Source organism: Actinoplanes sp. CA-015351, from assembly GCF_050955685.1.
Taxonomy (GTDB): domain Bacteria; phylum Actinomycetota; class Actinomycetes; order Mycobacteriales; family Micromonosporaceae; genus Actinoplanes.
On sequence record NZ_CP192102.1, the window covers coordinates 1,272,663 to 1,292,334 of the forward strand.

Annotated in this window: 16 protein-coding genes; all 16 read left to right on the forward strand. The window is 69.8% G+C overall.

Translation table 11 applies throughout. The features are described from left to right. Positions 1 to 93: 93 nt before the first annotated feature. The 16 genes from ACQP2E_RS05870 to ACQP2E_RS05945 all read left to right on the forward strand — a co-directional run bounded on the left by ACQP2E_RS05870 (position 94) and on the right by ACQP2E_RS05945 (position 19,660). Positions 94 to 891: an alpha/beta fold hydrolase gene (locus ACQP2E_RS05870; protein WP_433828843.1), complete on the forward strand. Its 798-nt coding sequence runs from the start codon at positions 94 to 96 to the stop codon at positions 889 to 891. 29 nt (positions 892 to 920) lie between these two features. Continuing rightward, entirely contained in the window at positions 921 to 3,422 is a 2,502-nt protein-coding gene (locus ACQP2E_RS05875; protein WP_433828844.1) for a SpoIIE family protein phosphatase, read from the forward strand. Then, a complete protein-coding gene (locus ACQP2E_RS05880; protein WP_433828845.1) occupies positions 3,419 to 3,763 on the forward strand; it encodes an STAS domain-containing protein in 345 nt (114 codons plus the stop codon). Before ACQP2E_RS05875 ends, ACQP2E_RS05880 begins: the two co-directional genes overlap by 4 nt. Positions 3,764 to 3,784: 21 nt before the next feature. Continuing rightward, complete coding sequence (locus ACQP2E_RS05885) at positions 3,785 to 5,728, forward strand: TIGR03960 family B12-binding radical SAM protein (RefSeq protein WP_433828846.1); 1,944 nt, start codon at positions 3,785 to 3,787, stop codon at positions 5,726 to 5,728. A gap of 90 nt (positions 5,729 to 5,818) precedes the next feature. Continuing rightward, positions 5,819 to 6,514, forward strand: coding sequence for a TIGR03936 family radical SAM-associated protein (locus tag ACQP2E_RS05890; protein WP_433833784.1), 696 nt, complete (start codon positions 5,819 to 5,821; stop codon positions 6,512 to 6,514). A 327-nt stretch (positions 6,515 to 6,841) separates the two neighbouring features. Further along, positions 6,842 to 10,093, forward strand: a complete 3,252-nt coding sequence (locus ACQP2E_RS05895; protein WP_433833786.1) for an Rne/Rng family ribonuclease — start codon at positions 6,842 to 6,844, stop codon at positions 10,091 to 10,093. 121 nt (positions 10,094 to 10,214) lie between these two features. Continuing rightward, a complete protein-coding gene (locus tag ACQP2E_RS05900) occupies positions 10,215 to 10,766 on the forward strand; it encodes a hypothetical protein (protein ID WP_433828847.1) in 552 nt (183 codons plus the stop codon). A 168-nt stretch (positions 10,767 to 10,934) separates the two neighbouring features. Beyond that, entirely contained in the window at positions 10,935 to 11,249 is a 315-nt protein-coding gene (gene rplU, locus ACQP2E_RS05905) for a 50S ribosomal protein L21 (protein WP_045743411.1), read from the forward strand. 8 nt (positions 11,250 to 11,257) lie between these two features. Continuing rightward, a complete protein-coding gene (rpmA, locus tag ACQP2E_RS05910) occupies positions 11,258 to 11,515 on the forward strand; it encodes a 50S ribosomal protein L27 (RefSeq protein ID WP_433828848.1) in 258 nt (85 codons plus the stop codon). A gap of 96 nt (positions 11,516 to 11,611) precedes the next feature. Then, positions 11,612 to 13,120 carry a GTPase ObgE gene (gene obgE / locus ACQP2E_RS05915; protein ID WP_433828849.1) on the forward strand — a complete coding sequence of 503 codons (1,509 nt, stop codon included), beginning with the start codon at positions 11,612 to 11,614 and terminating at the stop codon, positions 13,118 to 13,120. A gap of 57 nt (positions 13,121 to 13,177) precedes the next feature. After that, entirely contained in the window at positions 13,178 to 13,618 is a 441-nt protein-coding gene (locus ACQP2E_RS05920; protein WP_433828850.1) for a GNAT family N-acetyltransferase, read from the forward strand. A gap of 288 nt (positions 13,619 to 13,906) precedes the next feature. Next, entirely contained in the window at positions 13,907 to 16,402 is a 2,496-nt protein-coding gene (gene pepN / locus ACQP2E_RS05925; RefSeq protein ID WP_433828851.1) for an aminopeptidase N, read from the forward strand. Positions 16,403 to 16,467: 65 nt separating this feature from the next. After that, positions 16,468 to 17,970 carry an ATP-binding protein gene (locus ACQP2E_RS05930; RefSeq protein ID WP_433828852.1) on the forward strand — a complete coding sequence of 501 codons (1,503 nt, stop codon included), beginning with the start codon at positions 16,468 to 16,470 and terminating at the stop codon, positions 17,968 to 17,970. A gap of 21 nt (positions 17,971 to 17,991) precedes the next feature. Then, a complete protein-coding gene (gene nadD, locus ACQP2E_RS05935; protein ID WP_111649118.1) occupies positions 17,992 to 18,597 on the forward strand; it encodes a nicotinate-nucleotide adenylyltransferase in 606 nt (201 codons plus the stop codon). 38 nt (positions 18,598 to 18,635) lie between these two features. Beyond that, complete coding sequence (rsfS, locus tag ACQP2E_RS05940; protein ID WP_111649117.1) at positions 18,636 to 19,037, forward strand: ribosome silencing factor; 402 nt, start codon at positions 18,636 to 18,638, stop codon at positions 19,035 to 19,037. Continuing rightward, complete coding sequence (locus ACQP2E_RS05945; RefSeq protein WP_433828853.1) at positions 19,034 to 19,660, forward strand: histidine phosphatase family protein; 627 nt, start codon at positions 19,034 to 19,036, stop codon at positions 19,658 to 19,660. Before rsfS ends, ACQP2E_RS05945 begins: the two co-directional genes overlap by 4 nt. The last annotated feature ends 12 nt before the right edge of the window (positions 19,661 to 19,672 follow it).

Here is a 19,672-nt window from a genome sequence, read left to right on the forward strand (position 1 = left end):
CGCCCGGCTCGACACGGGCGGAAAGTGCCCGGAGTCACCACCCCTCGGAGATTCCGCTCACCGGCCCCGCTCCGCCCGGAGGGTTTGTTGCGCATGAGCACTACGCAGAGAAACGCCGTCACCTTCAGCGGGGCCGAGTCCGGCCGGCCCATGCTGTTCGCCCACGGGTACGGCTGCGACCAGAACATGTGGCGTTTCGTCACGCCGGAGTTCGAGGACACGTACCGGATCGTGCTCTTCGACCACGTCGGCAACGGTAAATCCGACCTGTCCGCGTACAGCGACGACCGCCACTCCAGCCTTGAGGGATACGCCGAGGACGTCCTGGACATCGTGCACGAGCACGACCTGCGCGACGTCGTCTTCGTCGGCCACTCGGTGAGTTCGATGATCGGCCTGATCGCCGCGAACAAGGAGCCGGAGCGATTCGCCGGCATCGTCATGATCGGCCCCTCGCCGCGGTACATCAACGACGACACCGACGGATATTTCGGTGGGTTCGGCCGTCCCGACATCGAGGAGATGCTCGAGTCGCTGGACAGCAACTACCTCGGCTGGTCCAGCGCGATGGCCCCGGTGATCATGGGTAACCCGGATCGGCCGGAACTCGGTGAGGAACTCACCAACAGCTTCTGCCGCACCGACCCGGCGATCGCCAAGAAATTCGCCAGGGTCACGTTCCTCTCCGACAACCGGACCGATCTGCCGAAGGCCAGGGTGCCGTCGCTGATCCTCCAGTGCTCCGACGACGTCATCGCTCCCACGGTGGTCGGTGAGTACGTCCACAAGCACACTCCGGAGAGCACATTCCAGGTTTTGAACGCGACCGGTCACTGTCCGAATCTGAGCGCTCCACAGGAAACGGTTGACGCGATCAAGTCCTGGTTGTAGACAGCGGGCATGATCGGCGGAGCAGTGGCGTGAGCGAGACTGGTGGGCCGGACGTGACACAAGAGTTACGACTGCCCTGGGACGACGATCCGGAAGACCTCTACGAGCATGCGCCGTGCGGATATCTCACGACGCTGCCGGACGGCACCATCGTCCGGGTCAACGAGACGTTCCTGGCATGGACGGGACACACACGAGCCGCCTTGATCGGTCACCGACGGTTTCGGGACCTGCTCACGGCGGGTGACAAGATCTACCACGAGACCCATTACGCACCGTTGCTGTCGATGCAGAACGAGGTGCACGAGATCGCGCTCGAGGTCGTGTGTGAGGACGGGCGTCGTCTGCCCGTACTCGTGAATTCGGCCTTGGAACGCGGAGCCGGCGGCGCGCCGCGGCTCATCCGCACGATGGTCTTCAACGCCACCGAGCGGCGCAGTTACGAACGAGAGCTGCTCGCGGCCCGGCGCGAGGCCGAGGCCTCGGAGCAGCGTGTCCGGGTTCTTCAGCAGATAGTGGCCGATCTGTCCGCGGCACCGACCGAGGCCGAGGTGGCCGAGGCTGTCGTCCGCGCGCCGGAGCCGGCCTTCGCCGCGGCCAGCACCAGCATCTATCTGGTGGACGTGGAGCGTGACCAGCTGGTCGCGGTCGCGTCCACCGATCCGACCACCGGCAACTGGGACGACATGCCGCGTTCGTCGCCGCGCGCGGTGGCGGCCGTGGCCCGGCGCGGTGACCTGCACGTGATCGGCTCGATGGCCGAGGCGGTCGAGCACTTCCCGGACCTCGCCGAGTCGATGCGCCGCTCCGGCCGCCAGTCGGTCGTGCTGCTGCCGCTCACCACCGGCTCCGGCGACGATCAGGCCATCGCGGTGCTCGGCGTCCTGGCGTTCAGCTTCCGCGAGGAGCGCTCGCTCAGCGACGGCGAGTTGCGGGTCATCCGCCTGCTGGGCCAGCAGGCCGGTCAGGCGCTGGACCGGGCCCGGCTCTACGACGACGCCCGCCGGCGCGAGGACCGAGCGAACTTCCTGGCGCGCACCACCCGGTCGCTGGAAGAGGAGCACCGCCTGCTGCAGCGGGCCCGCCGCCTGGTGGAGCGGGTCGTACCGGAGATCGCCGACTGGGCCGCGGTCCGGCTCCAGGTCGGCCCGGCCGGTCTGCTGGAGGACCTCGGCAGCCCGCCGCCGGACCCGGACCTGCTCGCCGAACGCGTCGCCGAGGCGACCAGCAAGACCGAGCCGATCTTCGCGGCCGACGGCGACGGCCTGGGCTGCACGGTGCTGCCGCTTACCGCTCGTGGCCGGGTGCTCGGCACCCTCGCGTTGCGGATGGCGCCGGACCGCCGCGGAGCCGAGGCCGAGCGGATGTTCCTGCGAGATCTCGCCGACCGGGCCGGGCTCGCGCTGGAGAACGCCCGCCTCTACGAGCAGGAACGGGCCATCGCTCGCACGCTCCAGCGCAGCCTGCTGGCGGCGGACGTGCCCGGTGGGGACCCGCGCTTCGCGATGGAGACGTTCTACCAGGCGGCCGCGCAGGACCTCGAGGTCGGCGGCGACTGGTTCGACGCGTTCCTGATCACCCCGAACAAGCTGGCCGTGGTGGTCGGCGACGTGGTCGGCCGGGGCATCGACGCGGCCACCACGATGGGCCAGCTGCGCAGCGCGATCCGGGCGCTCGCGTCCGCCGAGCACGGACCGGCCCGGCTGCTGGAGCAGCTCGACCGGTTCTGCGAGCGGGTCGACTCGGCCCGGATGGCGACCGTCGTCTACGGCGAGATCGACCTGATGAGCAGCGAGTTCTCGTACGCCTGCGCCGGCCACCTGCCCCCGCTGCTGCACGAGCCGGCCGGCTCGCCGCAGTACCTCCTGCAGGCCCGCTCCGCGCCGATCGGCTCCCGGGCCGGCGACCGCCGCCGCACCGAGCACAAGGTGCGGCTGGCCGCCGGCAGCCGGCTGCTGCTCTACACCGACGGCCTGGTGGAGCGCCGGGCCCGCCCGATCGACCGCGGCTTCGAAATCCTCGCCCGGGAGTACGCGCGCCGCCGCGACGCGCCGCTCAAGGGCCTGACCGCGGGCCTCGCCGACACCATGGTCGGCCGGGACCACGGCGACGACGTCTGCCTGCTCTGCCTCACGCTCGGCACCGAGGAGCGGCTGGAACGCTCGATCGGCGCGGACCCGCTGCAGATCTCGCTGCTCCGCGCCGACCTGCGCGGCTGGCTGGTCGGGCACGGCGTCGACCCGGACTGTGTGAACGCGGTGCTGCTGGCCTGTTCGGAAGCGGTGGCGAACGCGATCGAGCACGGGTACCGCGACGACCCGTTCGGCGTGGTCGACGTGTCGGCGACGGTCAGTCTGGACGCCGTGGAGGTCCGGGTCAGCGACCGGGGCAGCTGGCGAGGCCCGGGCACCGACTTCGCCCGCGGGCGCGGGCTGCAGCTGATCGAGGACTCGATGGACGAGGTCTTCTTCGACCGAGGCGAGGGGACGACGGTGACCATGCGCCGGCACCGTGGAGGAGAGTCGTCATGACCGACCAGTGGGTGAGCTTCTCCCAGCTCGGCATCGCCGAGCTGGTCCACCTCAAGGGCGAGATCGACCTGGCGAACGCGAACGACATCGGGCGGGCCATCGTGGCGCACACCACCGACGCGGACGCCGTGCTGATCGACCTGACCTCGGTCTCGTTCCTGGACAGCGCCGGTGTCCGGCTGCTCGACTTCATCGTGGGCGACCTGGACGATCGGGGTAAGCCGATCAAGCTGGTCGTCGGGGAGCGCGGCGCCGCCCGGATGACCCTGCAGCTCTGCTCGTTCCGGGCCGACCTGCTGTCCACCGATCTGGAAAGGGCCGCAGCGGAGTTGGACCGTTAGCCTCGCGTACCCTGGAGACCCATGAGCGTCAACTCAGTCTTCCCGCAGCTCGAGCAGCTGCTGCCCAGGGTCAGCAAACCGATCCAGTACGTGGGCGGCGAGCTCGGTGCCGTTGTCAAGGACTGGGACGACACCGTCGTCCGCTGGGCTTTGATGTACCCGGACGCCTACGAGGTGGGGCTGCCCAACCAGGGCGTCCAGATCCTCTACGAGGTGCTGAACGAGCAGCCGGACGTGCTGGCCGAGCGGACGTACGCGGTCTGGCCGGACCTCGAGGCGCTGATGAAGGAGAACGGCGTTCCGCAGTTCACCGTCGACGCGCACCGCCCGGTGAAGGCTTTCGACATGTTCGGCATCTCGTTCGCAACCGAGCTGGGTTACACCAACCTGCTCAGCGCGCTCGACCTGGCCGGCATCCCGCTGCTCAGCGCGGACCGCACCGACGACGACCCGGTGGTGCTGGCCGGCGGCCACGCCGCGTTCAACCCGGAACCGATCGCGGACTTCATCGACGCTGCCGTTCTCGGCGACGGCGAGGAGGCGGTCCTCGAGATCACCGGGATCATCCGGGAGTGGAAAGCGGAGGGCAGCCCGGGCGGCCGTGACGAGCTGCTGCTGCGCCTGGCGCGGACCGAGAGCATCTACGTCCCGCGCTTCTACGACGTGGACTACCTGCCGGACGGCCGGATCCAGCGTGTTGTGCCGAACCGTCCGGACGTCCCGTTCCGGGTCTCCAAGCGCACCACGATGGACCTGGACGCGTGGCCGTACCCGAAGAAGCCGCTGGTCCCGCTCGCCGAGACGGTCCACGAGCGGTACGCCGTGGAGATCTTCCGCGGCTGCACCCGGGGTTGCCGCTTCTGCCAGGCCGGCATGATCACCCGCCCGGTGCGGGAGCGCTCGATCACCACTGTCGGTCAGATGGTCAAGGAAGGCCTGGAGTTCTCCGGCTTCAACGAGGTCGGCCTGCTCTCGCTCTCCAGCGCGGACCACTCCGAGATCGGTGACATGTGCTCCGGCCTGGCCGAGCAGTACGCCGACACCAACGTCTCGTTGTCGCTGCCGTCCACCCGGGTCGACGCGTTCAACATCGACCTGGCGCAGGAGCTGTCCCGCAACGGCCGGCGTACCGGTCTCACCTTCGCTCCCGAGGGTGGCTCGGAACGGATCCGCAAGGTCATCAACAAGATGGTGACCAAGGAAGACCTGATCCGGACGGTCGTGACGGCGTACTCGAACGGCTGGCGGCAGGTGAAGCTGTACTTCATGTGCGGCCTGCCCAGCGAGACCGACGAGGACGTCCTCGAGATCGCCGACATGGCGCACGAGGTGATCCGGGCCGGCCGCGAGGCCGCCGGCACCAAGGACATCCGCTGCACGGTGTCGATCGGTGGCTTCGTGCCGAAACCGCACACGCCGTTCCAGTGGGCGAAAATGGACACCCCCGAGGTCATCGACGGCCGCCTCAGGATGCTCAAGCAGGCGATCAACAGTGACCGTTCGCTCGGCCGCGCCATCGGCTTCCGCTACCACGACGGTGAGCCTTCGCTGATCGAGGGCCTGCTGTCGCGCGGCGACCGCCGGGTCGGCGCGGTGATCCGCCGGGTGTGGGAGAAGGGCGGCCGTTTCGACGGCTGGTCAGAGCACTTCTCGTACTCCCGCTGGGTCGAGGCCTGTGCCGAGGTGCTTCCGGGCTTCGGCGTCGACCTGGACTGGTTCACCACGCGTGAGCGTGAGGAGCAGGAGGTCCTGCCCTGGGACCACCTGGACTCCGGCCTCGACAAGGACTGGCTCTGGCAGGACTGGCAGGACTCGATGAGCGAGTTCGAGCAGGACGACTGCCGCTGGACCCCATGCTTCGACTGCGGCGTCTGCCCGGCGATGGACACCGAGATCCAGATCGGTCCCACCGGCAAGAAGCTGCTTCCCTTGACCCCCGTGAACTCTCTGCGGGTTCCCGCTTAGGAGTACGCCATTCCCCCGAAGAACCAACCCGTGGGCGGTCAGGCCCCGGTGGTGCAGCGGCTCCGCCTTCGCTATGCGAAGCGCGGACCGCTGCGTTTCACCTCACATCGGGACTTCGCTCGCGCTTTCGAGCGCGCCCTCCGGCGCGCAGCGGTACCCATCGCCTATTCGCAAGGCTTCACCCCACACCCCAAGATTTCGTACGCGAGCGCGGCGCCCACCGGCGTCGGCAGCGAGGCGGAGTACCTGGAGATCGGGCTGCAGGCCCCGGTCGACCCGGAGCAGTTGCGGGTCGCTCTCGACGCGGCGCTCTCCCCGGGCCTCGACATTTTGGAAGCGGTGATCGCCTCCGAGGGCAGCCTGGCCGACCGGATCGACGCCTCGCGGTGGCGGCTCGAACTTTTCCAGGTCGAGCCGAAAGCCGCGCAGGACGCCGTGGCGGCCTTCAATGAGGCCCAGGAAGTGCTGGTCGAGCGCATGACCAAGCAGGGCCGTCGATCCTTCGACGCGCGCGCGGCGGTCGTCCGGTGCATAGTGACGGAGGAGGCAGACCTACCTTCCGGGGCTACGGGAGTACCGTGTGCGATAATCGACCTTGTCGTACGGCAGGTGACACCCGCCGTTCGGCCCGATGACGTCCTTTCCGGCCTGCGCGTGGTGGCCGGCCTGGAGCCGCCGGTCCCCCCACGGGTAACCCGGCTGGCCCAGGGCTCACTCACCGCGCAGGGGGATATCGTCGATCCGTTGGACGCGGATCGCGAGGGCGCCGGCATCGGAGGACGCTGACCGGGTTCCGGTTGGTGTTCGTTGGCAGACTTCGGCAGCCCGTCCGCATCGGCCGGGCCCGGAAACACTTTTGCAGCGATCCTGCGTGGCAGCGCTTACCCGCGCCCGGGGTCGCCGAGAACTGGAGAGCGCCCCATGCTCGATAACGAGCCCCCAGTGAACCTGGGAGACCCGGGCGGTGAACGGGACGGAGCAGTCACTCCGCCCGGAGATGCCGCCACCACCACCCCTGCTCGCCGGACGCGTGCCCCGCGTCGCAAAGCGGCAGCCCCTCCGCCGGAGGAGCCCGCCGCCCTGTTCGGCGACTCGGCCGCAGCCGATCCCGGTGTGGCCGATCCCGGTGTGGCCGATCCTGGCACGGCCGAGCCCGGTGCTGCCATTGAGGCAGCAGCGACCGAGGCTCCGGTCCCGGCCAAGAAGGCGACCCGCAGCCGCCGCAAGGTCGCTGCTCCGGCTGCCGAGGCTCCGGCCGAGGTGACGGAGGAGCCAGCCGCTGAGGTCCCGGCCGGCCCGGCCGCCGAGGTCGCCGAGGCTCCCGCCCCGGCTCCGGCCAAGAAGGCGACCCGCAGCCGCCGCAAGGTCGCTGCCCCGGCCGCCGAGGCTCCGGTCGAGGCCGCTTCGGAGACCCAGGCTGTCGCGGAGACCGAGGCCGAGCCGGTTGCGGAGACCCCCGCTCCGGTTGCGGAGACCCCCGCTCCGGTGAAGAGGGCGACCCGCAGCCGCCGCAAGGTCGCCGCTCCGGTCCTGCTGGAGCCGGTGACCGAGCCGGCACCGATTTTCGAACACCCGGTCGAGCCCGTCGCAGCCCTGTCCGAGGCTGAGGCAGAGGCAGAGGAAGAGCTGCTCGCGGATGCCGCCATCCAGGCGGCTTCGGCTGCCCGGTCCGCCGGTGTCCCGGTGATCGGCATCCTGCCGCTCGACGACGACTTCGTGGAGGAGCAGCCGGCCCGCCCGTCACGGGCCCGTCGTGCCGCCCTTCCGCCCGCTGTGCTGTTCATGCCGCCGGACCCGTCCGAGGCCGAGCCGGCCGCCGCGCCGGCGAGCCGTCGTCGCCGTGGCGCCGCCGCTGAGCCTCCGGCCGAGCCGGTCGCCGAGGCGATCGCCGCCGTGCCGGCCGAGACCGTCGCCGCCGAGGCCGAGCCCGTCGCCGAGGCTCCGGCCGAGGTCACCCGTCGGTCCCGGCGCCGCCGTCGCGGCGCTGCCGAGGAGCCGGCCGAGCTCGCCGTCGTGGTCGAGGAGCCTGCTCTCGAGGAGCAGGACGAGTCCGCGGACGACGCCGAGGACGGTGCTGACGACGACTCCGAGGACGAGGACGGCGCCCGCCGCCGCCGCCGTCGTGGCCGTCGTGGCCGTGGCCGCGGCAAGGGCCCGACGGACGAGTCCGACGAGAACGAGCAGGACGCCGAGGACGAGGAATCGGACGCCGAGCCCACCGAGGCCTCGGCCGAGGACAGCGACGAGGACGGCGAGGACAGCGAGGGTGACGGGGTCACCCGCCGCCGCCGTCGCCGGCGTCGTAAGGGCGCCGGTGGTGACGCCGAGGTCGGGGGCATCGAGGACGGCGTGCACACCGTGGTCCGGGTCCGCGAGCCCCGCCGCACCTCCGACGAGGTGCAGGGCGTTTCCGGCTCGACCCGCCTGGAAGCCAAGCGTCAGCGTCGCCGGGACGGCCGCGAGCAGCGCCGGACCCGCCCGCCGATCCTGAGCGAGTCGGAGTTCCTGGCCCGCCGCGAGGCGGTCGACCGGGTCATGGTCGTGCGGCAGAAAGCCGACCGCACCCAGATCGCGGTCCTCGAGGACGGCATCCTGGTCGAGCACTACGTCGCCCGGGCCACCTCCGGCACCATGGTCGGCAACGTGTACCTCGGCAAGGTGCAGAACGTGCTGCCGAGCATGGAGGCGGCGTTCGTCGACGTCGGCCGCGGCCGTAATGCCGTGCTCTACGCCGGCGAGGTGAACTGGGACGCCACCGGCCTGGAGGGCCGTGCCCGCTCGATCGAGCAGGCGCTGCGTTCCGGCGACTCGGTGCTGGTCCAGGTCACCAAGGACCCGATCGGTCACAAGGGCGCCCGGCTGTCCAGCCACATCGCGCTCTCCGGCCGTCACCTGGTCTACGTGCCGAACGGCAACGCCTCCGGGATCAGCCGCAAGCTGCCGGACAACGAGCGCAAGCGGCTCCGCGACATCCTCAAGAAATTGGTTCCGGACGGCGCGGGCGTGATCGTGCGTACCGCGGCCGAGGGCGCCAGCGAGGACGAACTGGCCCGCGACGTGAAGCGGCTGCAGGCGCAGTGGGAGGACATCCAGGCCCGTGCCGCCGAGGGCAACGCGCCGCGTGCGCTGTCCGAGGAGCCGGATCTGGTCATCCGAGTGGTCCGCGACCTGTTCAACGAGGACTTCCGAGACCTCGTGGTGCAGGGCGAGCAGGCGTACGCCGAGATCGAGGAATACCTCGACTCGGTCTCCCCGGACCTGGTGGAGCGTCTCCGCCGGCACACCGGTGTGGCCGACGCGTTCGCCGAGTACCGCATCGACGAGCAGATCATGAAGGCTCTGGACCGCAAGGTCTTCCTGCCCTCCGGTGGTCACCTGGTGATCGACCGGACCGAGGCGATGACCGTGGTCGACGTCAACACCGGTAAGTACACCGGCGCCGGCGGCAACCTGGAAGAGACGGTCACCCGCAACAACCTGGAAGCGGCCGAGGAGATCGTGCGTCAGCTGCGGCTGCGCGACCTCGGTGGCATCGTGGTGATCGACTTCATCGACATGGTGCTGGAGAGCAACCGTGACCTGGTGCTGCGGCGGCTCACCGAGTGCCTGGGCCGGGACCGGACGAAGCACCAGGTAACCGAGATCACCTCGCTGGGCCTGGTCCAGATGACCCGCAAGCGGATCGGCTCGGGTCTGCTCGAGGTGTTCAGCGAGACCTGTGACCACTGCAAGGGCCGGGGCGTGATCGTTCACCCCGAGCCGGTGCCGGAGAAGCGCTCCAACGGCGGTGGCGGCGCCAGCACCCAGGTGAAGGCGGTGGCGGCCGCGGTGCGTACCGAAGCTCCGCCGCAGCAACAGCAGCAGCAGCAGGCGCCGAGCAGCAAGCAGCGTCGTCGCCGGGGCGGTGACAACGGTGTCCAGGCCGAGACGGTCGAGGTCGTGACGCCGGTGGAGACCGCCGAGGTGGAGGCCGATCCCGTCGCGCCGATCGCCGAGACCCGGCCGGTCGTCGAAACCCAGCCCGCTGTGGTCGTCGTGCCGCCGGTGGCAGCGCCGCCGGTCGCCGGCTCGGGGATCATCTCGCGCCCGGTGAAGCCGGTGGTCACCTCGTCCGACGGCGGGGACTACGACATCAGCGGTTACGACCTGTCCCGCTTCGCCGCGCCGGAGACGAACGGCGACGCGGCCGAGGCCAACGGCGTGGAATACCCGGTCGAGGAGGCTGAGCCGTTGCGTCTGGTCGGCGCCGACGACCCGGACGCCGCGGAAGAGGACGAAGAGGACGAGGACGACGCGGTCGGCGCCGGCACGGGCACCCGCCGCCGGTCCCGTCGCGGAGGCACCCGCCGCCGCACCCGCCCCTGACGATCTAGAAACCGGCCGGCTGTCACACGGTGACAGCCGGCCGGTTTTCTTTGTTAGCTGTAAAGAAAGTTTTCGGTTACCCTCGGCGGGATCGATCCCTGCCCCCCGAGGAGACCGAGTCATGCGAACCCACCTGTACGCGGCGGCGGGTCTGTCCGCCCTGCTCCTGGCCGTCGGAGGCTGCTCCGGCGACGACTCCGGCACGACCGCGGCCCCGGCGGCCGGCGCCGGCTCGACAGTGGCCGGCACCGCTGCCGAGGCGACGTCCACCACGGGCGCCACCGATCCCGGCGCTGCCGCCGACCCCACGGCGAGCAAGGTGTCCGGAAAGGCCGGTGACGCCGCTCTGGCCGCCGACACCGAGGCCATCTGCGCTCAGGCGTCCCGGACCAGCGCCGAGTTCGGCAAGATCTTCATCGAGGACTACAACCGGGTTCTGCAGCTGTCCGGCCAGGCCAAGACCGATGCGGAGCAGAAGGCCACCCGTGACGTGGAGAACTTCTCCTACGCGTTGCTCGACATGTCGAAGCTGGCCGCCGACTCCGGATTGAAGAAGGCTCTCGCCGCGATGGGCGACCAGGTGACGGCCCTCAAGGGTGATCTGGCCGACCTCGACGACAAGAAATTGGTTGGTCTGCACGCCACGCTGGACAAAGCCTGCGGACGTGAGTGACGGCCCGGTTTGGGTCTCGGGCCTGCGATGAAGTAGTCTTGCCGACGGTGCCTTTCCGGGCACCCGTTCCGTGCGCGCCTCACAAGCGCCTGCCGGAGCCACAAGCATTAACCCAGCAATATCCGCCAGCAGCTCTTTGGCTGCGCAAGTCTCAGGGAGTCCGCGTCGATGTACGCGATCGTCAAGACCGGCGGCAAGCAGTACAAGGTTGCCGAGGGCGACGTGATCGAGGTTGAGAAGCTCGTGGGTCAGCCCGGCGATGCTCTGACCCTGGCCGCGGTGCTTCTCGTCGACGGTGACAACCTGGTGACCGATGCGGCCAAGCTTGCCAGCGTGACGGTGTCCGGCGAGATTGCCGAGCACACCAAGGGACCGAAGATTCGGATCCACAAGTTCAAGAACAAGACCGGTTACCACAAGCGCCAGGGGCACCGTCAGCCGCTGACCCGCGTCAAGGTCACCGGCATCAAGAGCGGGAAGTAGGCGCAGCCATGGCTCATAAAAAGGGTGCATCCAGCTCGCGTAACGGCCGTGACTCCGCCGCTCAGCGCCTTGGCGTCAAGCGGTTCGGTGGTCAGCTGGTCAGCGCCGGCGAAATCCTGATCCGTCAGCGTGGGACGAAGTTCCACCCGGGCGACCTCGTTGGCCGTGGTGGCGACGACACGCTGTTCGCGCTGTCCGCCGGCAACGTGCTGTTCGGCACGAAGCGTGGTCGCAAGACCGTCAGCATCGTGCCGGTCGCGGAGTAGTTTTTCTCTACAGCGGGCCGTGGACCCTCGGGTCCGCGGCCCGCTGTTGTTTTCGAACCGGCCGTCAACGCCGGCCGGGTAAGAGGAGTGCTGAAGGTGACCACGTTCGTCGACCGGGTCGTTCTGCATCTGCAGGCGGGTGACGGCGGGCACGGCTGTGCCTCCGTTCACCGGGAGAAATTCAAGCCGCTCGGCGGCCCCGACGGTGGTAACGGCGGGCATGGCGGCAGCATCAAGCTCGTCGTCGACGCTCAGCAGCACACCCTGCTGGACTTCCACTTCCACCCGCATGTGAAAGCCAACAGCGGCGCCGGCGGCGCGGGGTCGAACCGGGACGGCGCGACCGGCCGGGACCTGATCCTGAAGGTGCCGGACGGCACAGTCGTGATGACCGAGGACGGCGAGGTGCTCGCCGACCTGGTCGGCGCCGGCACCGAGTTCGAGGTGGCCCGTGGCGGCCGTGGCGGCCGCGGTAACGCGTCGCTGGCGAACGCCCGCCGCAAGGTGCCGGGCTTCGCCGAGCTGGGCGAGCCGGGCGACCAGATCGACGTCGTACTGGAGCTGAAGAGCGTCGCCGACGTCGGCCTGGTCGGGTTCCCGTCGGCCGGCAAGTCCTCCCTGATCTCGGTGATGTCGGCGGCCAAGCCGAAAATCGCCGATTACCCGTTCACCACCCTGGTGCCGAACCTCGGCGTGGTGCAGGCCGGCGAGGCGACGTTCACCATCGCCGACGTGCCCGGCCTGATCCCGGGCGCGGCCACCGGCAAGGGCCTCGGCATGCAGTTCCTGCGGCACATCGAGCGCACCTCGGTGCTGGTGCACGTGCTCGACGCGGCGGCGCCGGAGATCGAGCGTGACCCGCTCGCCGACCTGGACGCGATCGAGGCCGAGCTGTCGGCGTACGGCGGTCTTGAGGACCGGCCGCGGATCGTGGTGCTCAACAAGATCGACATTCCGGACGGCCGGGACCTCGCCGAGATGGTCCGCCCCGACCTGGAGGCCCGTGGTTACCAGGTCTTCGAGGTCAGTGCGGTGACCCGCGAGGGCCTCAAGGAGTTCGGCTACGCCCTCGCCAAGATGGTCGCCGACTTCCGGGCGAACAAGCCGGTCGAGGAAGTCACCCGTGTCGTGCTGCGCCCACGCGCTGTCGACGACGCCGGCTTCACGATCGAGCAGGACGCGGACGGCGTTTTCGTCATCCGCGGCACCCAGGTCGAGCGGTGGGTCCGGCAGACGAACTTCGACAACGACGAGGCCGTCGGTTACCTCTCCGACCGGATGGACCGGCTCGGCGTCGAAACCATGCTGGGCAAGAAGGGCGCGAAAGCCGGCGACGCGGTCCGCATCGGTACCCGCGAGTTCGACTGGGCGCCGAACGCCGGCGAGTACGTCTCCGGCCCGCGCGGCACCGACTCCCGTCTTGAGGAGCTCGACACCCGGCCGAGCGCACACCAGCGTCTCGCGGCCCGCAAGGCCCGCCGGGTCCGCTCCGAGGACGAGATCCAGCACATGTCCTCTGACGGCACCGTCACCAGCATCAAGAATTCGCACGTTCCGGTGCTCGTGACCGAGGACGACGATGACGAGGGCGACACCGGCGAATAGGGCATAGGCCAGTTCTCGGCAACCCTTTGGAAATGGTCGTCACCTACAGTCACCTCCGTGCTGATCGAGACCCGCCCCGCGCTGGACCCGGAACTGGCCGCCCTCATCACCGCTCAGCAGCGGGAACTGGCGGTCGCCGTCGCCGGGGCGGGCGCCCGGATATTCGAACCGCACGATGACGTGGCGTACCTGGTCGGTGTGGTCAACGGCAGGGGTGTCGCCTGCGGTGGCTGGCAGGCGCGTGACGCCGGGGTCGCCGAGATCACCAGGATGTTCGTCCGCCCGGCGCACCGGGGCCGCGGACTGGGCCGGCAGATGATCGTCGCCCTGGAGGAGGAGGCGCTCGCCGCCGGCCGCCAGGTGATCAGGCTGGAGACCGCGGCGCACATGCGTGCCGTGATCGGGCTGTACCAGTCGTCCGGTTACGCGCGGATTCCCGCTTACGGGGATCCGCGCAACCTGTGCTTCGAGAAGACCCTGCCCGCGTTAGTTCAGTAATCCGATGGCGGTGCGCGTCCGGCGTACCGTCGCTGTGGCAGTCGGACGCACCCGGGCCGCGCCCGGATGGGCGCGAGCAGCGACTCGATCGCGTCGGTCACCTCACGCTTGAGAGCGCCGTAAGAGACCGGGTCGGTCGGCTCGCGTCCGGTACAGGCGCGCGGACTTCTCCCGGAATTCGTGATTCAGCGTCATCGCGGGTGAGTGCCACGAGAGCTCCTTGCAAGGGTACGCACAGTCTCCGGTGCCCCTGCGCGGGCAGCGCCCTCCGGCGGGCATGATGTTGTCATGCCCACCCTGACCCGTGCCGAGGCCGCCGAGCGGGCGTCCGTCGTCGACGTCGAGACCTATAACGTCGACCTGGATGTCACCGCTGACGGCGACACGTTCCGATCGCGCGCGGTCGTCCGTTTCCGTGCCCGGGCCGGCGCGGCCACGTTCCTGGAGTTCGAGCCCGCCGAGATCATCTCGATCAGCCTGAACGGCGCTCCGGTGGACCCGGCGGCGGTCGGTGCCGGCCGGCTGAGCCTGACCGGCCTGGCGGAGAGCAACGAGCTGACCGTCGAGGCCCTGATGCGGTACTCGATCGACGGCGAGGGCCTGCACCGGTACACCGACCCGGCGGACGGGAACGTCTACCTCTACCAGCACCTTTTCATCAACAACGGCGGCCGGGTGCTGCCCTGTTTCGACCAGCCCGACCTGAAGGCGTCCTGGCAGGTCAGCGTCGTGGCTCCGGAGGAGTGGACGGTCGCGACAAACGGCATGCTGGTGTCCCGCGACGGCGGACGCTGGGAGTTCGCGCCGACCGAGCGGATCTCCACGTACCTGGCCTCGCTGATCGCCGGGCGGTACCACGTGCGCACCGACGAGCATGACGGGATCCCGCTGGCGCTCTACGCCCGGGCCGCGCTCGCCGAGCACCTGGACGCCGAGGCCGACGAGATCTTCGAGATCACCAAGCAGTGCCTGGACCGGTTCCACGAGATGTTCGAGATCCGGTACCCGTTCGGGCACTACCAGCAGGCGTTCGCGCCGGAGTTCAACTTCGGCGCCATGGAGTACCCCGGCCTCGTGGTCTTCCGCGACGAGTTCATTCCCCGCTCGGTGATCACCGAGAGCGAGCGGGAGCACCGGGCCAACGTGATCGCCCACGAGATGGCGCACATGTGGTTCGGCGACCTGGTGACCATGGCCTGGTGGGACGACCTCTGGCTGAACGAGTCGTTCGCCGAATATCTGGGCACCCGGGTCGCGTCCGAGGCCACCCGCTATCACGGGACCTGGACCACGTTCGCGATGCAGCGCAAGGCGTGGGGGCTGCGGGCCGACCAGCGTCCGTCCACCCACCCGGTGGCGCCGGCCGAGGTCACCGACACCGACGCGGCCCTGCTGAACTTCGACGGCATTTCGTACGCCAAGGGCGCCGCCGTCCTCAAGCAGCTGGTCGCCTGGCTCGGCGACGAGGCGTTCCTGGCCGGGCTGAACGCGCACTTCGAGGCACACGCGTACGGCAACGCCACCCTGGCCGACCTGCTCTCGGCGCTGTCCAAGGCCAGTGGCCGGGACCTGTCCGGCTGGGCCGAGGTGTGGCTGCGCCGGGCCCAGGTCAACACGCTGCGCACCGAGGTACGCAAGGACGGGGCGAACTACGCCGAGGTGGCAGTGGTGCAGACCGCCCCCGCGGATTACCCGACTCTGCGGCCGCACCGGGTCGGGCTCGGTCTGTTCGACAAGGGCGCCGACGGCACCGTGGTGCGACGGCGTCATCTTGAGGTGGAGCTGAACGCGTCCGGGCGTACCGTGATCACCGATCTCGCTGGTGAGCCCGCTGCCGCCCTGCTGCTGCTCAACGACGGCGACCTGACGTACGCGAAGGTCCGGCTGGACGACGACTCGGCGGCCGCCGTGCCGCAGCTGCTGCCGCTGATCGAGGACTCGCTGCCCCGCGCGGTCATCTGGGCCGCCACCCTGGACGCCGTGGTCGACGGCGAACGCCCGGTCGCCGAACTGGTCACCCTGGTGCTCGCCGCGCTGCCCACGGAGACCGAGGTGGTGATCGTCGAGGACGTCCTGCGCGCCACCCGGGGCCTGGTCGACAGGTACGCCACCGCGGAGACCCGCCCGGCCGCGCTGGAACTCGTGGCCCAGGCCGCCGACCGGCTGCTCGCCGCGTCACCGGCCGGCAGCTCCGGCCAGCTCGCCGCGGCTCGTGGCCTGATCGGCGCCACCACCGAGGTGTCCCGGCTGCGTGGCTGGCTGGCCGGCGAGAGCGTACCGGCGGGGCTTGTCGTCGACGCCGACCTGCGCTGGCTTCTGCACTACCGGCTCGCGGTGCTCGGCGCGTCCGGATCCGAGGCGATCGACGCCGAGCTGGACTCCGACCGCAGCGCCAGCGGCGAGCAGTGGGCCGCCCGTTGCCGGGCCGCGCTGCCGGACCCGGCCGCCAAGGACACCGCCTGGAACGCCGTGGTCGCCGACGGGTCGCTCTCCAACCGTCTCGCCGAGCTCACCGCGGCCGGTTTCTGGCAGCCGGAGCAGCTCGGACTGCTGGCCGGTTACGTGGAACGCTATTTCGCCGAGATGCCCGAGATGATGCGGGTGCGCAGTGGGATGAGCGCGGAGCGGGCGGCGATGGCCGCGTACCCGGATGTGGCTGTCTCGGAACAGACCCGGCGGCTGGCCGCCGAGCTGTTGGACCAGCCGGGTCTCAGCCCGATCCTGCGCCGGGTCGTGCAGGACGCCGACGACGACATGCGGCGTGCTCTGGCTGCTCGCGGTTGATCGGATTTCGTCCGTTCCTGCCCCCGTGACCTCGTAGCCTGAGGACGACGGGGTGGGGTGGGCGCGTGGAGTGGTCCGAGGAGCTGGCCGGCGGCCTGTTGCAGGCCGCACCCGATGCGATTCTGGTGATTGACGCCGGCCGGATCGTGCTGATCAACGAACGGGCCGAGCAGCTGTACGGCTGGCGCCGGGCGGAGCTGGAGGGGCAGACCGTCGAGGTGCTGCTGACCGACCACGCCCGGACCCTTCTCGCTGAGCGCAAGCGGCTCATGCAGGAGTCGTCGCCGGGCTCGATCGGCACGGTCTGCACCACCGCGCGGCGCAAGGATGGCACCGAGTTCCCGTGCGAGTCCTCCACCACGATCATCGTGACGCCGCAGGGCCGGCTCGCCGTCGCGGTGGTCCGTGACATCACCGAGCGGCTCAACGCCGAGACGGAGAAGGCACGGCTGCGCGCCGAGGCACAGGCACACCGCAGCCAGCGGCTGGAGAGCCTGGGCCAGCTTGCCGGCGGCATCGCGCACGACTTCAACAACATGCTCGGCGTGATCCTCAACTATGCGAACTTCGTCATCGAGGAGGCGGAGTCCGCCGACCCGGACGCCTCGATGATCGCCGCCGACGCGAAACAGGTGGTGAAAGCCGGGCAGCGCGGCACCGACCTCACCCACCAGCTGCTGGCCTTCGCCAGGCGCGAGGTGGTCCGCCCGATGCCGCTGGACCTGAACGCGCTGATCGCCGGTGTCCGGGAGCTGATCTGCCGTACTCTCGGTGATCACATCAGGCTGATCCTCCGGCTGGAGCCGGGCCTGCCGGCGGTGAACTGCGACCCGGCCCAGATCGAGCAGCTGCTCGTCCACCTCGCGCTGAACGCCCGCGACGCGATGCCGGCCGGCGGCAACGTGGTGATCGACACCGGCCGGCTGGACGACGAGGTACGGCTACGGATCACCGACACAGGTCGGGGGATGCCCACTGACGTGCTGGAACGCGCCTTCGAGCCGTTCTACACGACGAAGGGGAGCCCGGAGAGCACCGGACTGGGCCTGGCCACCGTGTACGGCATCGTCACGCAGGCCGGCGGCGAGGTCGGCATCACCAGCGAGGTCGGGCTCGGCACCACGGTGACCGTGCTGCTGCCGGGCGGCGCCGAACTCGCGCCCGAGGAGGATCCCGCCGAGCGGCCGGAGACCGGGGGACGCGGAGAGACACTGCTGGTCGTCGAGGACGAGGACGCGCTGCGGGATGTGGCCGGGCGGATCCTCACCGGCGCCGGGTACCGGGTGATCTGTGCCGAGGGCGGCCCGCAGGCGCTGGACCTGGCCGGACGGCACGACGGCGAGATCGACCTGCTGGTCAGCGACGTGGTGATGCCCGGGATGCTGGGCAACGAGCTGGCCGAGCGGCTCACCGGGGTCCGGCCGGGGACCCGGGTGCTGTACATGTCCGGTTATGCCCACCCGGTCCTGGCCTCCGAGGGCACCCTCCAAGAGGGCGTGACCCTGCTGGAGAAGCCGTTCACCGCGACCGACCTGCTGACAGCTGTCCGCAAACGCCTCGACAACTGACTGGACAGCTACTCTTCTCTGATGTCCGGACGGCGTGTGGGAATCATGGGTGGCACCTTCGACCCGATCCATCACGGTCACCTGGTCGCGGCGAGCGAGGTGCAGGCGCGTTTCGACCTGGACGAGGTGATGTTCGTCCCGACCGGTGAGCCGTACCAGAAGGGCAAGGTCTCGCCCGCCGAGGACCGGTATCTCATGACGGTCATCGCCACCGCGTCCAACCCGCGTTTCCACGTGAGCCGGGCCGACATCGACAGGGACGGGCCGACGTACACCGTCGACACCCTGCGCGACATGCGTGCGGTTTACGGGCAGTCCGCCGAGCTGTACTTCATCACCGGCGCCGACGCCCTCGGCCGGATCATGTCGTGGAAGGACGCGATGACGATGCTTCGTCTCGCCCACTTCATCGGGGTGACCAGGCCCGGCTTCGAGCTCTCCGGCGCGGGTCTTCCGGAGGACAGCGTGACCCTGGTCGAGGTTCCGGCCATGGCCATCTCGTCGAGCGACTGCCGGAACCGGGTCGCTTCCGGCTCACCGGTCTGGTACCTGGTGCCGGATGGTGTCGTGCAATACATCAACAAGCGGGGGCTCTATCGGGACTCGGGGATAACCGACCAGGTGTGAGACGCTTTAAGTCCTAGCATCTGACCGAGGGGACTCCTTTGCCCGTCAACGAACGCGCTCTTGAACTCTCGCTGGCAGCCGCTCAGGCAGCAGCGGACAAGAAGGCACAGGACATCACCATCATCGACGTGGGCGACCACCTCTACATCACCGACGCGTTCGTGATCGCCTCGGCGTCCAACGAGCGTCAGGTCGTCGCGGTCGTCGACGCCATCGAGGAAGCGCTCGTCAATCTGCCGGAGAAAGCGAAGCCGGTGCGCCGCGAGGGCGAGCGCCAGGGCCGCTGGGTCCTGCTGGACTACGTCGACATCGTGGTGCACGTGCAGCACACCGAGGAGCGCGAGTTCTACGCCCTGGACAAGTTGTGGAAAGACTGCCCGACAATTCCGTTCGTCGACCGTGACATGGTCGATGCCGGCGCGGCCTCTCCCGAAGCGTGACCACCCGTCTTATCGTCTGGCGGCACGGCAACACCGACTGGAACGCCGCAGGGCGTGTCCAGGGGCAGACCGACGTGCCGCTCAACGACCTCGGGCGCCGGCAGGCCGCGGAAGCGGCGACGCTGCTGGCCGCCTTGGCGCCGGACGCGATCGTCGCGAGCGACCTGCGCCGGGCCTCGGACACCGCTGCCGCGCTTGCCGCGCTCACCGGGCAGCAGGTCGGTTACGACGAGCGGCTCCGCGAGCGGTTCTTCGGCGTCTGGCAGGGCCTGACCACGGCCGAGGTGGCGGAGCAGCGCCCCGACGAATACGCCCGCTGGAAAGCCGGCAACGACGTCGTCGGCGGTGACGTGGAAACCCTCGACGACCTCGGCAAACGAGTCGCTGACGGGTTCCAGGACGCGGCTCGGCTGGGCTCGCTCGTCGTGGTCGCCACGCACGGCGCGGCCGCTCGTCAGGGCATCGGGCACCTGCTCGGCTGGCCGATCGAGCAGGTCCGCACGCTGCGCGCCCTGCAGAACTGTCACTGGGTGGAGCTGACCCAGGACGGCAGCCGTGGCTGGCAGCTGGCGGCGTACAACGTCGGTGTCTTCACGGATCGACCGGTGCCACCTCCGGTCTGAGGGAACCGGGGC

Coding starts and splice junctions, on each gene's coding strand:
- ACQP2E_RS05870 (WP_433828843.1), top strand. CDS start 94: ATGAGCACTACGCAGAGAAACGCCGTCACCTTCAGCGGGGCCGAGTCC.
- ACQP2E_RS05880 (WP_433828845.1), top strand. CDS start 3,419: ATGACCGACCAGTGGGTGAGCTTCTCCCAGCTCGGCATCGCCGAGCTG.
- ACQP2E_RS05885 (WP_433828846.1), top strand. CDS start 3,785: ATGAGCGTCAACTCAGTCTTCCCGCAGCTCGAGCAGCTGCTGCCCAGG.
- ACQP2E_RS05900 (WP_433828847.1), top strand. CDS start 10,215: ATGCGAACCCACCTGTACGCGGCGGCGGGTCTGTCCGCCCTGCTCCTG.
- rplU (WP_045743411.1), top strand. CDS start 10,935: ATGTACGCGATCGTCAAGACCGGCGGCAAGCAGTACAAGGTTGCCGAG.
- rpmA (WP_433828848.1), top strand. CDS start 11,258: ATGGCTCATAAAAAGGGTGCATCCAGCTCGCGTAACGGCCGTGACTCC.
- pepN (WP_433828851.1), top strand. CDS start 13,907: ATGCCCACCCTGACCCGTGCCGAGGCCGCCGAGCGGGCGTCCGTCGTC.
- nadD (WP_111649118.1), top strand. CDS start 17,992: ATGTCCGGACGGCGTGTGGGAATCATGGGTGGCACCTTCGACCCGATC.